At 41.5% G+C, this 16,016-nt stretch carries 14 protein-coding genes; 9 read left to right on the top strand and 5 right to left on the bottom strand.

Features of this window, described 5'->3' with window-relative positions:
• Window positions 1–64 precede the first annotated feature (64 nt).
• On the top strand, window positions 65–304 hold the full coding sequence (locus VCASEI_RS06005) for a TIGR02647 family protein (RefSeq protein WP_086958166.1): 240 nt from the start codon (window positions 65–67) through the stop codon (window positions 302–304).
• Window positions 305–546: 242 nt separating this feature from the next.
• Window positions 547–1,206 (top strand): NAD(P)H-dependent oxidoreductase, encoded by a 660-nt coding sequence (locus VCASEI_RS06000; protein WP_086958164.1) that lies wholly within the window; start codon window positions 547–549, stop codon window positions 1,204–1,206.
• Between the two features lie 109 nt (window positions 1,207–1,315).
• Here the strand turns inward: VCASEI_RS06000 and VCASEI_RS05995 are convergent, their stop codons facing one another.
• From VCASEI_RS05995 to cmoM, 5 genes are all read right to left on the bottom strand, one after another.
• Complete coding sequence (locus VCASEI_RS05995; RefSeq protein ID WP_086958162.1) at window positions 1,316–1,534, bottom strand: DUF6500 family protein; 219 nt, start codon at window positions 1,532–1,534, stop codon at window positions 1,316–1,318.
• 175 nt (window positions 1,535–1,709) lie between these two features.
• Complete coding sequence (gene mukB / locus VCASEI_RS05990; protein ID WP_086958513.1) at window positions 1,710–6,170, bottom strand: chromosome partition protein MukB; 4,461 nt, start codon at window positions 6,168–6,170, stop codon at window positions 1,710–1,712.
• A 14-nt stretch (window positions 6,171–6,184) separates the two neighbouring features.
• A complete protein-coding gene (gene mukE, locus VCASEI_RS05985) occupies window positions 6,185–6,913 on the bottom strand; it encodes a chromosome partition protein MukE (RefSeq protein ID WP_226983389.1) in 729 nt (242 codons plus the stop codon).
• A 76-nt stretch (window positions 6,914–6,989) separates the two neighbouring features.
• Window positions 6,990–8,357, bottom strand: a complete 1,368-nt coding sequence (gene mukF / locus VCASEI_RS05980; RefSeq protein ID WP_086958159.1) for a chromosome partition protein MukF — start codon at window positions 8,355–8,357, stop codon at window positions 6,990–6,992.
• A gap of 57 nt (window positions 8,358–8,414) precedes the next feature.
• On the bottom strand, window positions 8,415–9,206 hold the full coding sequence (cmoM, locus tag VCASEI_RS05975) for a tRNA uridine 5-oxyacetic acid(34) methyltransferase CmoM (protein ID WP_086958157.1): 792 nt from the start codon (window positions 9,204–9,206) through the stop codon (window positions 8,415–8,417).
• Between the two features lie 112 nt (window positions 9,207–9,318).
• Here cmoM and elyC point away from each other — a divergent pair, with 112 nt between their 5' ends.
• The 7 genes from elyC to VCASEI_RS05940 all read left to right on the top strand — a co-directional run bounded on the left by elyC (window position 9,319) and on the right by VCASEI_RS05940 (window position 16,007).
• On the top strand, window positions 9,319–10,119 hold the full coding sequence (gene elyC, locus VCASEI_RS05970; RefSeq protein ID WP_086958154.1) for an envelope biogenesis factor ElyC: 801 nt from the start codon (window positions 9,319–9,321) through the stop codon (window positions 10,117–10,119).
• 228 nt (window positions 10,120–10,347) lie between these two features.
• Window positions 10,348–11,352, top strand: a complete 1,005-nt coding sequence (gene purR, locus VCASEI_RS05965; RefSeq protein ID WP_086958152.1) for an HTH-type transcriptional repressor PurR — start codon at window positions 10,348–10,350, stop codon at window positions 11,350–11,352.
• A gap of 199 nt (window positions 11,353–11,551) precedes the next feature.
• A complete protein-coding gene (locus VCASEI_RS05960; RefSeq protein WP_086958150.1) occupies window positions 11,552–12,709 on the top strand; it encodes an ABC transporter substrate-binding protein in 1,158 nt (385 codons plus the stop codon).
• A gap of 35 nt (window positions 12,710–12,744) precedes the next feature.
• Window positions 12,745–14,403 (top strand): ABC transporter permease, encoded by a 1,659-nt coding sequence (locus VCASEI_RS05955; RefSeq protein ID WP_089110919.1) that lies wholly within the window; start codon window positions 12,745–12,747, stop codon window positions 14,401–14,403.
• Window positions 14,403–15,062, top strand: a complete 660-nt coding sequence (locus tag VCASEI_RS05950; RefSeq protein WP_086958146.1) for an ATP-binding cassette domain-containing protein — start codon at window positions 14,403–14,405, stop codon at window positions 15,060–15,062. The genes VCASEI_RS05955 and VCASEI_RS05950 overlap by 1 nt, the downstream gene beginning before the upstream one ends.
• Window positions 15,052–15,693: a CDP-alcohol phosphatidyltransferase family protein gene (locus VCASEI_RS05945; RefSeq protein ID WP_086958144.1), complete on the top strand. Its 642-nt coding sequence runs from the start codon at window positions 15,052–15,054 to the stop codon at window positions 15,691–15,693. The genes VCASEI_RS05950 and VCASEI_RS05945 overlap by 11 nt, the downstream gene beginning before the upstream one ends.
• Complete coding sequence (locus tag VCASEI_RS05940; protein WP_086958142.1) at window positions 15,690–16,007, top strand: putative signal transducing protein; 318 nt, start codon at window positions 15,690–15,692, stop codon at window positions 16,005–16,007. Before VCASEI_RS05945 ends, VCASEI_RS05940 begins: the two co-directional genes overlap by 4 nt.
• The last annotated feature ends 9 nt before the right edge of the window (window positions 16,008–16,016 follow it).

Genomic DNA, 16,016 nt, shown 5'->3' with positions numbered 1-16,016 from the left:
TCTTCTTGCTAAAAGTAAGCACACAGCACTAATGTATCAATAAGATCAAATGTAAGGATTAATTATGAAATATACAGCTGAACATGTTGCAGAGCTTAACTTATTACTACAATTTGACCCCACTAGCATGCAGACTGGTATCAAAGTTCACAATGATGCGGCACCTGAACTACAGCAGGCAGCAAAAAGCCTTTTTGATAAAAATCTATGTACCCTTCCTGATGGTGGATACTTAACGGATGAAGGCATTACTGTTTCTGAGTATGCCATAAAACTACTTCATGTTTTATCCTCTAAAAAATAAGATTTCTTTCACTTCGTTTTAATAAAAGCCCTCACTAATAAGAGGGTTTTTATATGAACAGTATAAATTAACCCCAGTCTACATAACCCCATTATCAATTTTAAAAAGAAAGTAATTCAAAAATAAGGCGCTTTATCCAAGATAATCTTTTATTTAAAATGCGTTTATCTGTTCGGTGTCTCATCACCTCATTGGAATTGAACACTTAACTCAAACCTGTAGATTATTTTGGAAAATCAGCAATGTCTCATCAAATTATTGACGATTTAAATACCCGTTACACCGTTAAAAAATACGATTCAAAAAAACGGATTTCCGCACAAGATATGGAAGTGATCTTAGAAGCACTTCGCCTATCAGCGTCTTCAATAAACTCTCAACCTTGGAAGTTTATTGTGATTGAGAGCGATGAAGCCAAAGAACGCTTCCACCGCACTTTTGCTAACAAATACCAGTTCAACCAACCACACGCCACACAAGCCTCTCACATTATTCTGTTTGCCAATCATCCTAAATTTACCAAAGATGATTATCGTAGAGTCGTAGATGCCGAAGTGGCATCTGGTCATTTGCCAGCAGAAAACTATGACAACATGTTAAACGGTGCATTTGGTTTCGCAGAAACTAATACTGATGAAACAGGCTTTAATGGAAATTGGACCAAAGCACAAACTTATATTGCATTAGGAAACACTCTTCATACCCTTGCTCGTATGGGAATTGGATCGACATCAATGGAAGGGGTCGACTCTGAAATGATTACGGAAATCTTTGGTCATGAACTTAATGGCTACGTCTGTGACTTCGCCCTTGCCATCGGTTATTCACTTGAAAATGAAGACTATAATTTTGGGAAACCAAAAGCTCGTTTAGCAAAGGAAGATGTGATTGTCGTGCTATAAATAAAACCATTAACCATTAATTATAGAGCCATGTATACCTATATGAATTGAATATATCTTCACGTGACTTAGGTATACATGGCTTTTTTATGTCTCTTTAGCTTGCAAATCACTGACCCGCTTTCACCATTTCAATGATCTTTTTTGCCTTTTCAAAATGATCGAGCTTATGTTGCTGAATCCACCACGTTGCCACTTCCATTAATAGATCGGGATTATCATTCTTATTAGCAAAAAAAGCATAAAAAGAAACGCCTACATTTTCACCCTTTTGTTCTATTTTTTTCGTACAAATTTTAATGACTTTATCGCGAAGTGAAGATCTCATATTGCTCCTTTATCATCTTCATATTAAACGTCAAACAAAATTACACCATGAACTATTTTACCTTACTAAGGTATTTAGTACTCTGTCAAAAGAGATTATAACGTTCAAAAAATCACATACAAAAACGCCTCAAAGATCTGAGGCGTTATACGTTTAAATCATTTCTTATGATGTATTATTCAACGATTTCTAATCTTTCACTTTCATCCGTTTCTGCTTTTGGTGTATTCCCAAAGCCACGTAAGCCAACTACGTGTACGTGTTCGTGATCTTTAAACACTTTACGTACCAGTTTGTAGGTAGTGCCTTTTTCAGGGCTGATGTTTTCCGGTGCAGCAATTAATAATTGCATGTCTAGGCGGTCACATAGCTCGAATAAGGTGTTGATGGATTTGGTATCCAAACGTGCGGCTTCATCTAAGAAAAGTAGACGACACGGCACAATATCTTTACTGCGCAGACGGCGTGATTCTTCTTCCCAACTTTGGATAACCATCAACAAAATTGACTGACCAGTACCAATCGCTTCACCGGTTGATAGCGCGCCAGATTCAGCTTGTAGCCAACCTTCTGAACCACGGTTCACTTCAATGCTCAACTCTAAGTAGTTACGGTAATCTAGTAACTCTTCACCAAGAATTTGCGGTGAACGCTGACCCATATCGATATGTGGGTTCACACGTTGGAACAGTTTCGCCATCGCTTCTGAGAAGGTTAAGCGCGGGTTATCGAACAAGTCTTGATGTTGCTCTTGCTGCTCAGCCAAGCCAGCTAATAGCGTTTCATGGCTTTCACGGATACCAACATTTAAGCGCACGCCACGTACCTGACCAAAGGCAATATTCGACAAGCCTTGGTTTAGCATACGAATGCGGTTTTGCTCACGTTGAATCGTCTTCTTGATGATATTCGCCACTGAACCAGAGCTAATTGCCAGACGGTTTTCACGTTGCGTTAGCTCTTCGGTTAGACGAGCCAGCTCTACTTCCATTTCTTCAATAGCTTCAACTGGGTCACTGGTGTGAATAATATCCTGACGAATACGCTCACGTAGATGCTGGTAAACCGCGATGTAGAACAATACTTTTCCTTCAGGGCGAGCATTATCTTCTGAGCCGCGTAGTGCATCACGTAGGGTTTCATTGTTGGCAACCGCTAAGCGCAAGGCACCGAGAGATTTATCCGACATTGAACGCAGTTCGTTATCCGAAAGGTAGGCTAATTCACGACGATGCAAGCGACGCTCAACATCATTTAAACGTGCTAAACGTAGCACCGAGCACCAACCTGCTTTGGCGTTCACCACAAACTTGCGTAAGTCTTTGTACTCTTTTTCGATTTTCTTAACGCGCTTGGTTAGCGTCTTCATTTCCATATCAGTCGCAGTAAGAGTACGTTCAAATTCGCTCTTACGTTGACGAGATAAATGTAGACGCTCATACAATTCGTTTTTACGTGTTTCTGCACGCTCTACTGCGCCGATATCTGGCGTTACACCATAGTCTTGCAGCTCTTGTTTAAACTCTTGTACGGTTTCCAATTTAGCTTGATGCGACGATTTCAAAGAAGCCAATAATTGGTTGTATTGGTTCATTTGGCCTTGCGCTTGTTTCAAGCCTTCACGGCTACGTACTTTAGCCTGTTCTGCTTGCTCAAGTTTACGTTTTAACTGCTCGCTTAATTCGCTACTTTGATCCAGTAGAGAAACCGAATCTGAGTAAGCAAAGTAATGACGACGCTCATGCAAATCAGCCAAAGCAAACAGTTGAGTTTTCAACGTTTGTAGGTTTTGATCGGCTTGCTGATATTGTGCTTGCAGCGCATCAAATTGCTCAGGATCCGCTTCTAGGGCAGACAGCATGTTCGACAACTTCTCTGCCGCTTTACCATGCTGTTGAGCGAATGATTTATATTGAGATAGTTGCTCAAGCTTGTCGTTAACTTCTTCTAAACGCTCGGCTAGGCTTTCATCTTCAATGAGATGCACCACGTTAGCCAGTTTATCTAACTGAGCTAGCGCCTGCTTGGCCGTTTGCATTTGGCTGCGTTGCTGCTGGTCTTTTTCATCCAGTGACGCCAATTGACGAACCACTTGATTTAAACCATCACGCACTTCCGCCAGTTGCTGTTCTGGGTCGTCGTTAAACGCAATATGAATGTGTTTAGATACGAACTCGTTATAGCTTTGGTATAGACGTTGTAGCTTCTGTGAATCAAACGCCGCTTTGGCATACTCTTCCGCCACTTGTTCACGCTCAGCACGTAACAACTCTAAACGTTGCTCACGGGCGGCACGGCCAAATAGTGGAATCGAAGGCAAACGAGAATAACGTAGCTGACGGTCGTTTAGTTGAACGCATACCGCGCCATCTAGTTCGTCGGCGTTGAAAGTACTGTCGTCAAACGCATCCACATCGCCTTCAATGATGTAAAGATCTTCTGGGCAATCATCTAAATCCACCAGCTTTTCTTTAATGCCATCAAGGTCAGATACGACAATTGCATGACGAGATGGACCGTACATCGCACTGAAAAATGGTGCATCTTCAATGGTGATGTCATCGTAAATTTCGGATAACAACACGCCGCCTAGACTATCCGCTAAGCCTTTTAAACGAGGGTCATTTGAGCCTGATGGTGACGCTAGACGCTCAATATCGCTATCTAATTCATCACGACGAGCGGACAAACGCTCTTTCGCCATGGATTGTTGTTTATCTTGCTCAAGCACTTGCTGCATTTGTGCCATCACCGCGTGGCCATCGGTTAGCTCAGCTTCGGTTTGTGATTGCAGTTTTTCTAGTGCTTCACTGGCTGCAATCCAGGCTGGTGCTTGCTTTTGCAGAACTTGAATTTTCGCTTCAGCATCTTGCTGAGCATGGCGTAAATCACCACGTAAATCGCGCAGTTCTTCTTGCTCACCGGCGAGTACATCAAGTTGCTCTAGGTGACGCTCACGTTCTTGCTCTAATACCATTTCATCATCAAGACGAACTTGGTGTTGAGATTGGTATTGTTCAACTAGCTCAGACGCTTGACGCTGCTCATTTAGGCTACGCTCTAGGTCACGCTGCTGGGCGCGCCATTGTGATTCATTTTGTAGCCATTGCTGAGCTTGTTGAGATTTTTGTACCGCCACTTTTGCATGTGACAGAGCTTCAGTACGAGCCACATCACCAACAATACTGTTCACTAATGCTAACGCTTGCTCAAACTGCTCTGCTGCGGCAGATGACATGTCTAGCTTGTGTTTTAGCGACAATAGCGCAGAAGTATTGTCTGACTCTTGTTGCTTCAATTCAGTCAATTGAGCCTGAGCATTCTCCGCGGTTAGGTTGTCGTTATCTGTCAGCTGTTGTGCTTTTTCTAACGCTTGAACGGCTTGTTGATATTGCAACGCGCGAGTTTGTTGTACATCTAATGCTTGTTGGTAATCGGCGAGTTGCGATTTCAAGCTATCCACTTCTTGTTCAGAAACTTCAGCTTGTTCTTCGGCAATGGCAACTTGCTCTGCCGCTTCTTCCACTACCATGATTTGTTCTTCTAAGCGCTCACTTAGCTCTTCCAAATCTTCTTGGTAGCGTTCAATTTTTTCTTGCTGACGAATCGCCGTTTGCACCAATTGCAAATGATCGGCAGCGGCTTGATGGTCTTGCTCTAAGCCAGACTCTTGATCAATTAATTGCTCAAGTTCCGCTTGAACTTGCGTCATCAATTGCATTTGAGAAGTTAGCGTACTGCTCGATTGATTCAATTCACTGCGCAGTGCTAACGCTTGATCTAGCTTAATACGACGGTCATTGGCATGGCGCATGTAGTCTGCTGCCACGTAGTTAGTCGATTCAGTAATTAAATGCTTAAACAAGTCACGGTCGGCTTGCGTAGTTTTAATGGCTTCTAGCGTCATGCGGTTTTCACGCAACGCCGATTCCATATCTTGGAAGGCTTTCTTCACTCCACCATTTTGTGGCAATAAGTAGTCACGTAATGAACGAGTGATCGCACTTGAGATACCACCATACAAAGATGCTTCGATTAAGCGATAGAACTTAGAACGGTCACCGGTGTTGCGTAGTTTCTTAGGCAGTACGCCCATTTCAAACATCACGCTGTGGTAATCGGCCACTGATGAAAAGGCTTTAATTTGTACGCCTTCATATTCCGCTACTTTGTCTTTTAGCTCGTTGTATGTACGAACGCGAGCTTGGCCGTTTTCTAGGCTTTCAATTAAGACATCGGTCGGTTTGACATTGCTTGGTAGACCTTGAATAAGAATCGGTTTGATATCCACTTTCTTATCACGACCTGCCACTTGTTGCAGTTTTACCGTAAACAACAAGCGTTGATGACGTGAATTGACAACATCAAGCACCGAGTAACAAGTACCCGGCTGTAGTTTACCGAATAGGCCTTTATCACGAGAGGCTTGTGAACTCCCCGCCTCGGTAGTGTTACGGAAATGCAGTAAGCTTTGGTCTGGAATCAATGCCGTGATGAAAGCCGCCATGGTAGTCGACTTACCCGCACCGTTACCGCCAGAAAGTGTGGTCACTAACCCATCAATATCAAAAGTACGAGCAAAGAAGCCGTTCCAGTTGATCATGGTTAGCGATTGATATTTACCTCTTTCGATCATGTTATTTTGCGTGATCATAGGTCACCTGCTTTCTGTTCTTGTTCTTCTTGTTCAGCCAAATCTTCTGATTGTTCGTCTGAAGCATCTTGCTTATCTTGAGTATCATTCGCTTTATTTGGGTCAACGGCTTCAGGATCAAGCACCGCTTCACCATCACGAATCAAGCGTAGTTGCGCTTCGCGAACATCGTCACCGACACGTACATCAGCACCAAAACGGAAGACGGCTCCACTGATTCTAAACTTCTCATCATCACCGACTGGCAATACCATACCGATACGACGTAGCCGACGCAGCGAAGTACGCACTTTTTCAAACAGCTTTTCTTTATCCAAATCCGAACCGGTTGCGCGGTTAGTCACCAAACGCATCAGTTTCTTTTCATCAGCAAGGTTGATTAGCTCTTCGTATAGTTCTTGATTAGTGAAGATTCCTTCATGGGCGAGACGCTCTGGGCTTAAATACAAAAAGCACAAGATTTTACCCACCAGCATATCAAGTTCCGATAACACGCTGCGGCCAATGAATGAGGTTGAACGTGGACGTAGGTAGAAGAAGCCTTCTGGCGCACGAACCAATTCTGCATTATAACGCTGATAGAAAGCGCCAAGATCACCGTCAAAATCACTTAAAAAAGCGTAGTTATCCATATCATCACTTGAGATATGGCGGCCCGCACGCAATTGGCTGTCAAGCGCGGGGAATAATGGGTTAGATAGAGCTTTCACCAATTGTTCTGGCATGTAAGCATCTTGAGAGTTGTCGGTCTCTTGTGAATAGCTGGTATTTTGAGACAGATCGGCGCTGTGCGCCTCGTAATTAGTATTGATCGATGACATTCGCTTGTACCTTTGCTCCAAAATCGTTGATCGCTTTCCAGTCGGGTTGTATGGCTTGATAATCCGATTCGGAATACCCCATTCTTACCGCTTGGTCGATCACCATTCTGGCTAAGTCAAAATGTTGCGCATGAGAATGCTGCGCAAGGTAATCTTGTAACACCGCGCCCAAATCAATCGGTCGCCCTGTTTCTTTATGCTGTTGTAGCATTTCAGCAACACGTTCGCTTAATGCATCATCAACAACGGTTAATTCTTCATATTCTACATCTGTGGGTACTTGTCCGGTAACTTCATCGTCACGCAGCAACATCGCTTCATCACGCATATCACGCAAACGCTCTGCATCTGAATAAATAAGGTACCAAGGCGCATCAAAGTAATCGGTTACCGATTGTCGTAACCGTTGGCTGAAGGCACGATTTTGGTCCATATCAATGGCAGTACGAATAAATTTATGAACATGGCGGTCATAGCCAATCCACAAATCGATGGCTTGCTGACCCCAGCTAATAATACGGTCGAGCTTAGTTTGCAGTGTGAATAAAATCGCATCTATAAAATCAAGCCCTTCTTGCCCATAAACCATTTGTTGTATATCAAGCAACTGAGTTTGCAGCTCATCACCAGCAGCTTGCAAAGTATCTTGTAACTCATTCAAAGTACTTGAAGTTTCCGTTAATAAGCTTTCACAGCTACTGATGGCTTCACGCCAATCTTGATTTAGTAACTGAGCAATCTGTTCTTTAATTTCAATTTGCTGATCGTCCATCACCCTTTGGTTCAGATCGATTCGGTCAAAAATTTCGCTTACTGAATATTTCAATACACCATAAACATGTTTCTGCCATTGTGATGTATCGGTGGCTTGCTGGGCGGCTTCAACGGCTTTAGACATTTCATCTGCCACCATCGAAAGCTGAATAGATAATTTCAACTTTGAGAATTCACGGTGACGTACATAATAATCAGTGATCGCAATGCCAAGAGGCGACATGCGATAAATGCTTGCACCTTCATTTAACTCACTAACAAAACGACTGATAAGCCGCTGAGAAACGAGTTCATTAATCGCGTTATTAGCACGAAATACGGAGGCTTCACCGGTATCTTCAAATAATCGAGTAACGATCTTAAAGGCGTCTTGTAATTCGCCTTCACCAAGCTCTTCATCAAATTTTTCATTGCTTAATACCGCAACGGCAATCAAAAAGGCTAAACGCTCACTTGAGAGGTTCAAGGTGAAATTATTTTGTTTAACCCAGCTAACCACTTCATCAATTGGCTGTTCACCAATCGGTTCTTCAACTATTGGTTCTTCAACTAAGGATTGAGTTATTTCACTCATTATTCGTCCTGTTACTTTTATAATGACTTTATGCTCTGACGTTATTTAGGCATAAGTTTAAATATTCGTATGCGGCTTCTGTGCCCAGACATGTATGTAACGACCTAACGAAAGATAAGGTTCGGTACGACATAATTGTTGTTCTAGCGCCATCACGTCGTCGGCATCATAATCGCCCATGTATTGCTGATTTCCAATGTAGTCGTTGAAACATCGAATACCAGATTTCCCACAGATTTGAAAGCCTTCCCTTTCTATCCATTGATAAACATCATCAGGAAGTAAACCTTGTTGAGGTTGTAATTTAAACCGTTTTCTGTGTGGCATTCCTTGTAAAACATGTGGGATATTACCACAAGTCACATTCTTCAAAACTAGGCCATGGTGATTATAAAACATCACGGAAGCAATACCGCCTGGCTTGAGTTTATTTAACACACATTTTAAAACCGCTTGTGGATCGTCTAACCATTCCATGACGGCATGAAATAAGGCTAAATCAACCGGTTCATTAAACTTTTGGTCTAAATGTTGTATCGATGAATGGATAAAACAAAACTGGTCACTTAACCCTTGTTGCTCAACACCTTGCTTAGCAAGTTCCAACATTTCACGAGACAGATCGCAGAATACAATTTGATGGCCACATTGTGCTAACTTCTGAGACATTTGACCTAAACCACCACCTGCATCTAATATCGTCAAAGCGGAAGATTGAGTATCAAACATTAAGAGTGCTTGCTTTAAATCTTGCCAAACAATGGTCTGACGAATATCACCTTTATCAGAACCATAAATGTTTTTGGCGAATTTATGCGCAATATCATCGAAATTTCGGTCTTGTTTCATCGCTTTTCGTTTAAGATAACTAAATTTTGCGTGTATTCTGTCACAGCAAATACAGGAATAAAGCAATTACTACGTTTTATTTACTAAATGATGAATTTTCGGACTATATAGAATGTTTGAGCTAAAAAAAATATTGTCATCTTTATTAATGCCCTTACCGGCCTTATTGATCATTGGATTCATTGGCCTTTTTCTTATCATGTTTACCTATAAGCGTGGTACAGGTTGTGTGTTTATGTTTATTTCATTAATGGGTATTTTCCTTTTTTCGTTTCAACCTGTTACTACCCCATTATTAAAAGCGACAGAGCGGACCTACAAAGCATTTCTTCCCGTGGACGGTACCATTGATTATGTAATGGTACTTGGCAGCGGCCATACCGTGGATGACGATATGCCCCCAACCTCAGAGCTTTCACGAACAGGGTTAATGCGGCTCACTGAAGGTATCCGTATTTTACGTATGTACCCTGGTGCCAAATTGATTTTATCAGGCTACGCAGCAGGATCCTCTGTCAGTAATGCTCGCATGATGGCAACGGTTGCGGTATCACTCGGCGTAACAAAATCCGATATTGTCTTATTAGAGAGCGCAAAAGATACATGGGAAGAAGCAAGACAAGCAGTTGGATTTGTTGGTTCAAAGAGGCTCGTTCTAGTGACTTCAGCAAGCCATATGCAACGAGCAATGACAGAATTTAAAAGTGCCGGTTTGGATCCCATTCCCGCACCAACCAATTACCTCGCCTTTGATAACATTAATGAAGCATGGGATCGTTTCACTCCTCAAGCTAAATATCTAGAACAAAGCGAACGATTCTGGCATGAACAACTTGGTCGCTGGTGGCTTTCTATTCGCAATACTTTAGTGACTGAACCGGTAACCACAGAGCCGACCACTACATTAGAATAATAGTTTCAGTATCTCCTTTCTTAAAACCTAGAAAGCAATCGTTGGCGTCGACGATTGCTTTCATCGATAAAAGTACGCCATTTGATTGTCAGCACTGTCTTTTAAGACTAAAATCAGTGGTTAAATAATATGAAATTATCCTAAGTCGCTCATAAAAGGCGACTTTTATCTTTTTAGTCGCTTGTTCTATTACAAGATTCAGTAACATCCGCACAAGGGAAACTCACTATGGCTACAATTAAAGATGTCGCACGCATTGCTGGAGTCTCAACCACAACCGTGTCTCATGTCATCAATAAGACTCGTTTTGTTGCAGAAACAACGCAAGAAAAAGTCATGGCGGCCGTTAAACAACTTAATTACGCCCCAAGTGCGGTGGCTCGTAGCTTAAAATGTAATACCACCAGCACGATTGGGATGTTAGTTACGCAATCAACCAATCCATTCTTTGCAGAAGTGGTCGATGGCGTAGAAAGCTATTGCTATCGTCAAGGCTATACTCTCATTTTGTGTAATACCGGTGGTTTAGTCGACAAACAACGCGATTATATCCGTATGCTTGCAGGAAAACGTGTCGATGGATTATTGGTAATGTGTTCCGATCTTGATGAAGAACTACGCGAAATGCTAGATGGTCATCCAGACATCCCCAAGGTGGTTATGGATTGGGGGCCTGAGACATCGAAAGCCGATAAAATTGTTGATAACTCCGAAGCCGGTGGTTACCTAGCAACCCGCTATTTGCTCGACCATGGTCATACCGATATTGCGTGCTTAAGTGGTCATTTTGAGAAAATGGCATGTAAAGAACGTATCGCCGGTTGTAAACGTGCTTTAGCTGAAGAAGATTTATCGTTACCTGAAGAATGGTTATTAGAAGGTAATTTTGAATGTGATACAGCGGTCATCGCAGCGGATAAAATTCTGGCTATGGAAAAAAGACCAACGGCAGTTTTCTGTTTCAATGATATTATGGCGCTCGGCCTAATGAGTCGATTACAAGAAAAAGGAATCAATATTCCAGAAGACATTTCCGTCATTGGTTATGACAACATTGATCTATCGGCTTACTTTTCACCACCATTAACCACGATTCACCAACCTAAGCGTCGTTTAGGTAAGAATGCTGTCGAAATTCTTCTAGAACGAATCAAAGATAAAGACCATGCGAAGCAAGTATTTGAAATGTTTCCTGAAATTCTTGAACGTTCAACGGTAAAAACATTAAAATAACAGACAACAATAATAAGCATGACTAAACTATAAAACCAGCGCCTGTCGCTGGTTTTTATTTACTAAAATACCCATTGAGCCGGATAGCTCTTACCCTCATAGATGGCATTTTTAAGGCGCTAATTTATTAGAAATAATGAAATTTTTTTCCTTTTAGTTCTGTCTTCTATTACAACATGTACCATTACATAGGATTTGTATGAAACATTTTTTGCTTAGCTGTGCGTTAACACTCTCCACAACTTTACCTTTTATGTCTCACGCCGACACGTTATCGGATTGGCAATCTATTGAAGTAAAAGCGAAAGGACAAGATGTGTATTTAAATGCCTGGGGAGGAAGCCAAGAAATTAATGATTATCTTCGCTGGGCAAGCTCGCAAGTTAAGCAACGCTATGGGATTACACTTCATCATGTAAAAGTCAGTGACATTGCGGAAACCACAACCCGCCTTTTAGCCGAAAAAGCGGCGAATAAAAATAGTAATGGCAGTGTCGATGTCGTCTGGATCAATGGTGAAAATTTCAAATCCATGAAGCATAACCAATTACTCTTCGGGCCTTTTGTCGACGCTCTTCCGAACTGGGAGAAAGTTGATCAATCACTCCCTGTCACGACAGATTTTGCAGAGCCGACCAACGGCTTAGAAGCGCCTTGGGGTGTGGGCCAATTGGTGTATATCTATGACACAAAAAAGCTGCCATCGCCTCCTATGTCCGCCCTTGCTTTACTTACTTATGCCAAAGCGCATCCTGGACGAATTACCTATCCAAAACCACCTCAATTTCATGGCACCAGTTTTTTAAAAGCATTATTAATCGAGTTAACCAATCATGATCCCGCGCTTGCCAAACCCGTTGATCCTAAAACATTCACCAGCACGACTCAGCCACTTTGGGATTACTTAGATGCTTTGCAGCCTTTAACATGGCAAAAAGGTAAACATTTTCCGACTAGCCAACCAGAGCTTGTTCAACTTTTAGATGATAATCAAATCGATATTGCTCTAACATTTAACCCTAATGAAGTGTTTTCTGCGCAAGCCAGCGGTAAATTAGCAAAAACGACGACGACATACGCTTGGAAAAGTGGCGCTTTATCCAATATTCACTTCTTAGCTATTCCATGGAATGCTAATGCAAAAGAAGGGGCAATGGTGGCAATTAATTTCTTACTTAGTCCAGAAGCTCAATCTAAAAAAGGGGATATTAACATTTGGGGCGATCCCTCTATTTTACAAACCGCTTACTTAACTGGCAGCGCTAAAAATACCAAGCTTTTTCCTTCAGTTGCCGAACCCCATCCTAGTTGGCAAACTGCACTTGAACAAGCTTGGCTTAAGCGTTATAGCCGATAGATGTTAATCAGTCATCATCGATGGATAAAAGCTTGATGCTTCGGCTGAGTTATTTAATCGTGTTACTCATTGGAGTATTCCCTCTTATACCCGGTTTTTTTGGTATGATCGCCCCTGCGCTCGGTTATATACCGCCTCTTGGGCTTTTCAATATCAGCCTTGATGCCTTTTATTCTGTTTTTAGCTGGCCGGGCGTTCTGCACTCCATCAAGCAAACTCTATTTATTGCGATTTCGAGTTCTTTACTCGCTTCGATAATGACATTTTCTATTATTCAAGCTTATTGGGGGACTCGACACTGGGTGAGGGTTGAGAAATCTTTATCTCCACTCCTCGCTTTACCCCATGTTGCTTTCGCGGTTGGGTTCCTATTTTTATTTTCCGATACAGGTTGGATTGCACGCCTTATTCATTTGGTTTTTAGTCACACGCTTTTTGATGGTTTTTTTTCATTACAAGATACCGTTGGAATTGGTTTAACCTTTGCATTAGCAATTAAGGAAACACCTTTTTTACTGTTAATGAGCATGCCGATTTTACATAACCTTAAAGTCTCTGAAACGTTACAGGTAAGTCAAAGTTTAGGTTATTCTTTACATCAATCTTGGTGGAAAATTTTATTTCCCCAATGGTGGAAACACATGCGCTTTCCTTTATTTGCTATTATCGCTTACTCAGGCTCAGTGGTAGATGTCAGCTTAATATTAGGCCCTACTCACCCACCAACTTTCTCTGTATTAGTTTGGCAATGGTTTAACGAACCAGACTTAAGCCAGCTTCCTCGCGCTGCTGCAGGTGCTTTTGTTCTCTTCTTTTTATGTTCATTACTGATTGCATTAATATGGATGCTGGAACGAACTTTCTTAGGTTTTTACCGTTCTTGGATGCTCTCTGGTCGACATAGCCATATTGTAATTAAGCCGTATTTCTTTCTCTTACTCGCAGCCATAAGTTTAGCTACGCTACCTATTATTATTATTTGGACGTTTGCTCAACGGTGGCAATTTCCAAATATGCTACCGACTAACTGGAGCTTACGGTTTTGGCAAAGTGAGTGGTTTTATATTCAAGAAACGATTATAACCAGTATTAGTATTGCCCTTTTCAGTAGTTTTATTGCTCTGGTACTTGCCATAATCGCTCATGAATATCGTCACAAATTTAGCATTGCTTTACCTATGTACATCATTGCTTTACCAATCCTTATTCCACAACTTTCATTATTGTTTGGCATGCAAATAACCAGCTTATGGGTAGGACAAGATCATTACTTAACATGGGTGGTTTGGTCACATGTCTTTTTTGCCTTCCCTTATATATACCTCAGCCTAGATGGTCCCTGGAAAAGTTACCCTATTCGCTTATCACAAACCGCTACCAGTTTAGGTCTATCACCGATAATGACTTGGTTTAAAATTAAAGTGCGCACCTTATCCGGTGCTATATTATTTGCTTGGGCAATGGGGATAAGTGTGAGCTTAGCACTATACCTACCAACTATTATGTTAGGCGCTGGTCGCATCACTACGCTCACTACAGAAGCCGTTGCATTATCAAGCGGTCATGATCGACGTGTGGTTGCATTATATGCATTGTGGCAAGCCATTTTACCATTTGTGTTCTTCAGTGTTGCGTTGTTCACAAACCGATTGTTACAACGAAGAACAAACCTTACACCCTTGGGGATTAAGTAATGAGCTTACAACTACAATCATTGTCAATTCATCATAAGCATCAAGGGCCACTTATCGAAGGCGTCAATATGCTAATAAAGCCAGGCGAGATTCTGACATTGATGGGGCCAAGTGGTTGTGGTAAATCAACCTTATTAAGCACAATTGCAGGCCACTTATCTGATGATTTTTTACTAGAAGGTAAGATTGTACTCAATCAACAATCAATTGAAACAACGCTCCCTCATCAACGTCAGATCGGCATTTTATTTCAAGATGACCTTCTTTTTCCACATTTGAATGTGTGGGAAAATATCGCTATAGGATTGCCGAATGAAATAAAAGGTAAAGAACGAAAGCAACATGTAATCAAGTGTCTGAAGCAGGTGAACCTTGATAAGCTAGCTTGCTCTATGCCACACCAAATATCAGGGGGTCAACGCGCACGTGTAAGCTTATTACGAATGCTGCAAGCAAAACCTAAAGCCGTATTATTGGACGAACCATTTAACAAATTAGATATGAATTTAAGAGTGGCTTTTCGCCGTTGGGTATTCACACAACTAAAACAAGCACAAGTTCCCACCTTAATGGTGACACATGATGAAATGGATGCCCCAGAAGATGGTACTCTTATTCATTGGGATAACCTAAAAGAGGAAAGTCTTAATGCTCGATAGATACATGATCCCCATTATTAAAACACCGTTAAATTTTACGGCAAAAATCTGTATTAACAATGACATTTCAGCGGATAAAGTCACATGGTGCAGCTTTTTACTCGGACTATGTGCTTTACCAAGTTTATGGTTAGAGCAATATACCTTGGCTCTGACTTTCATTATATTAAACCGAATTGGCGACGGATTAGATGGGGCTATTGCACGCCTTACCTCTCCTTCTGATGCTGGTGGATTTTTAGATATCACTCTGGATTTTTTATTTTATGCTCTGATCCCATTTGGTTTTATTTTAGCCAACCCAGATCAAAATGCCGTGTGGGGTGCTCTTTTAATCATTTCTTTTGTCGGAACAGGTAGCAGCTTTCTCGCTTTTGCTTCTATTGCTGCAAAACAAAAAATTGAAAACCCCGTTTATAGAAATAAATCCTTGTACTATATGTCCGGCGTTGCAGAGGGCACAGAGACTATCGCTATCTTTATTGCTTTTTGTATATGGCCACAACACTTCCCTATCTTGGCCGCTATTTTTGCTTTAATTTGTTTTTTCACAGCTGGAAACCGCATATGGGCTGGTTATCAAACCATACAACAATCGGAAGTGAACTCTTTTAAGGATACCGAAGAATGAAAATATTTAGTGCTCATGATCCAATAGAAGCCCATATTGTTCGTGGCTTACTTGAAAGCCAAAATATTCATGCAGAAGTTCACTCTGATAATATCTTCAGTCTAAAAGGTGAGATCCCAATGACAAACGATACTGATCCTTATGTCTGGCTTGTCAACGATCGATTTGAAAAACAAGCTAAAGACATTATCACTGAGTATGAAAATAGAAAAGATGATGAACTACCTAACTGGATATGTAATCAATGTAATGAATCCGTCGAAGCCACATTTGCGGTATGTTGGAACTGTGGAAATAGTGACCATAAGCAATAAATGACGAGA

The organism is Vibrio casei (genome assembly GCF_002218025.2).
Taxonomy (GTDB): Bacteria; Pseudomonadota; Gammaproteobacteria; order Enterobacterales; family Vibrionaceae; genus Vibrio; species Vibrio casei.
The sequence above is the reverse complement of the archived record's forward strand: the minus strand, read 5'-3'. Positions and strand labels throughout refer to the sequence as shown.

What these genes read in the sequence shown, in the direction of transcription:
- VCASEI_RS06005 (WP_086958166.1), top strand. Translation starts at nt 65, where the DNA reads ATGAAATATACAGCTGAACATGTTGCAGAGCTTAACTTATTACTACAA.
- VCASEI_RS05940 (WP_086958142.1), top strand. Translation starts at nt 15,690, where the DNA reads ATGAAAATATTTAGTGCTCATGATCCAATAGAAGCCCATATTGTTCGT.
- VCASEI_RS05955 (WP_089110919.1), top strand. Translation starts at nt 12,745, where the DNA reads ATGCTTCGGCTGAGTTATTTAATCGTGTTACTCATTGGAGTATTCCCT.
- VCASEI_RS05945 (WP_086958144.1), top strand. Translation starts at nt 15,052, where the DNA reads ATGCTCGATAGATACATGATCCCCATTATTAAAACACCGTTAAATTTT.
- VCASEI_RS05950 (WP_086958146.1), top strand. Translation starts at nt 14,403, where the DNA reads ATGAGCTTACAACTACAATCATTGTCAATTCATCATAAGCATCAAGGG.
- cmoM (WP_086958157.1), bottom strand. Translation starts at nt 9,206, where the DNA reads ATGAAACAAGACCGAAATTTCGATGATATTGCGCATAAATTCGCCAAA.
- VCASEI_RS05995 (WP_086958162.1), bottom strand. Translation starts at nt 1,534, where the DNA reads ATGAGATCTTCACTTCGCGATAAAGTCATTAAAATTTGTACGAAAAAA.
- VCASEI_RS06000 (WP_086958164.1), top strand. Translation starts at nt 547, where the DNA reads ATGTCTCATCAAATTATTGACGATTTAAATACCCGTTACACCGTTAAA.
- mukF (WP_086958159.1), bottom strand. Translation starts at nt 8,357, where the DNA reads ATGAGTGAAATAACTCAATCCTTAGTTGAAGAACCAATAGTTGAAGAA.
- mukE (WP_226983389.1), bottom strand. Translation starts at nt 6,913, where the DNA reads ATGCCAGAACAATTGGTGAAAGCTCTATCTAACCCATTATTCCCCGCG.
- elyC (WP_086958154.1), top strand. Translation starts at nt 9,319, where the DNA reads ATGTTTGAGCTAAAAAAAATATTGTCATCTTTATTAATGCCCTTACCG.
- mukB (WP_086958513.1), bottom strand. Translation starts at nt 6,170, where the DNA reads ATGATCGAAAGAGGTAAATATCAATCGCTAACCATGATCAACTGGAAC.
- purR (WP_086958152.1), top strand. Translation starts at nt 10,348, where the DNA reads ATGGCTACAATTAAAGATGTCGCACGCATTGCTGGAGTCTCAACCACA.
- VCASEI_RS05960 (WP_086958150.1), top strand. Translation starts at nt 11,552, where the DNA reads ATGAAACATTTTTTGCTTAGCTGTGCGTTAACACTCTCCACAACTTTA.